At 44.6% G+C, this 1871-nt stretch carries 3 protein-coding genes; 1 reads left to right on the top strand and 2 read right to left on the bottom strand.

Annotated features, from left to right (window positions below):
* Nucleotides 1–642 (bottom strand): deoxyribodipyrimidine photo-lyase (locus RMO79_RS16970; RefSeq protein WP_310484394.1); only part of this gene is annotated, 642 nt, incomplete at its 3' end.
* A 217-nt stretch (nucleotides 643–859) separates the two neighbouring features.
* A complete protein-coding gene (locus RMO79_RS16965; RefSeq protein ID WP_310484392.1) occupies nucleotides 860–1258 on the bottom strand; it encodes a PadR family transcriptional regulator in 399 nt (132 codons plus the stop codon).
* A gap of 357 nt (nucleotides 1259–1615) precedes the next feature.
* Here RMO79_RS16965 and RMO79_RS16960 point away from each other — a divergent pair.
* Nucleotides 1616–1871, top strand: a 256-nt coding sequence (locus tag RMO79_RS16960) for a DUF3611 family protein (protein ID WP_310484391.1), incomplete at its 3' end; no start/stop codon positions are given.

The following is a 1871-nucleotide window of genomic DNA, read 5'->3' as shown; positions in this document are numbered from 1 at the left end:
GCCGCCTTGGTATGCCAAAACACCGCGCGAGTCAACTGGGGATGCTGCTAACCCCAAATCGGCTAGGCTGGGTATAATTCCTCGGTCTAGATCTGTAGGGAGTGGTGGTAAAGTCGCAGGAGTAGGTAAGGCGGGTCGAATTTGACTATCGCGTTCGACATCTTTACGGAATTTGGTAAATAATTCGGGAATATTTGGCAATCCAAACGGCAAATCTTTGAGATGATAGAGTGTCTGGCCCCAAAAAGATTGACTATTGACATTAATCGCCTTTAAGGCGGCTGTTAATGTGGCGCTTACCGCAATTTCTTCGGCGGTAACTTCTTGATAGTAGTAGACATCGGTAATTCCCAATCGCTCGACTAATGCGGGAATAATGACTTCGGGTAATCCGCGCCGAATTAGCAAATCGCTCCCGCGAGTTTGCCATGAGTGCTGTAAATCGGTAATACTTTCGAGTAAAAATTGCGCCCTAAATGCACCCGTCTTAGGAAAACCAAACGGCGTTCGATCGAACTGGCGATCGTCGAAGCAATATAATGGAATGATACTAGCACACTGTTTGAGAGCCTGAGTTAATGGTTGATGGTCGTGCAAACGCAGATCGTTACGATACCAGAGCAAAATCCGTTTGGTAGCCATTATTAAACCAGTTGATAGTAAAGAGATGAACGATCGATTTACATCGATGCCACAATTTAAGCTAACACATTCGATCGATAAAAAAAGCAGGTATCACACCTGCGGCTTGAAAAAATCCATCTGCCAAGGCAGACGCTCCACTATGGAGCAGCCTGACCTTTGGTATGATGAAAGTGCACTAATAAGTCAGATCGAACTTTTCTCCTCATCCCAATTTTTAACTACCGATCGATAGTGCTCGACTCTCGAAGGTTGGTGGCTCATCAGAGCGTGTAGAATGAGTAGTAGAATACCGCGTCCAGAAATGAGCGAGTTCCTTAGCTTTATTCGTCCACTCAGTATCGATTTGATACATCCGGCGCGGACGACCGCGACCTTCAACTTTTTTCCAGTAGCCAACAATGGTACCGTTAGCTTCTAGAAACTTAATTGCACTATATAAAACAGTGTCTGAGAGCCGATAGGTTGAAGATTCATGCTCCAATCTAGCAATCAATTCAGTACCGTAAGAATCGCCCTGGAGCAGAATATCGAGAATGTAGCAAACCGCCAACTCCTGATTGAGATACAGTGGTGGTGGATTGCGGAAAAAGCAGTAGATATCTTCAAAGTTCATAGCTGTTACCACCTTATAATATTGGTGTTCGATCTTATCCTCATTCAGCACTCAAGCCAAATGCAACATCGATCGTTGGCGTACTTGTACTGAGCGAAGTTGAAGTAGCCTCTCCATTCGGAGCGGAACGCTACGCGTAACCGAGAGCCTGCGCTTTGCGCTTACGGAGAATCGAGCATTGAGAAAAGCGGGTCGAGATAAATCTGTTACTACCAGACCGGAAAACAATTTTTATGGTAATGGGACTAACAAATTGTTTAGAGCAAATTTATAGATACCCAGTTTTTAGCTTAACTCATCCAATTTACATCAAGCGACAATTATTCTACTTTCTTATCAAATTCTTAATTAATATTCATGTCAGACCTAGAAATTAACGGTAACACCCCGCAAACCGTCCGGAAAATTGCCAGCCAACTCCGGCGGGTAGGCTGGGCGGGATTTTGGTTGCAACTCGTTTTGGCTGTAGTATCGAGTCTAATTTTTCTATTCGCGATTCCGTTTGCCAGTACGGGGGCAAGAAATCCGGGGACTGGTGGCAGCCTGATTTTTACATTGGGTGGCTTGCTGGTACTATACGTGAGTATTTACTGGTCGTTTCGCTATGTTTTAA

The organism is Chamaesiphon sp. VAR_48_metabat_403 (assembly GCF_031422475.1).
Classification (GTDB): Bacteria; Cyanobacteriota; Cyanobacteriia; order Cyanobacteriales; family Chamaesiphonaceae; genus Chamaesiphon.
This window is presented reverse-complemented; position numbering and strand designations above follow the sequence as displayed.

Bases quoted from the DNA above. Each gene is read 5' to 3' on its own strand.
- RMO79_RS16965 (WP_310484392.1), bottom strand. From the start codon at position 1,258: ATGAACTTTGAAGATATCTACTGCTTTTTCCGCAATCCACCACCACTG.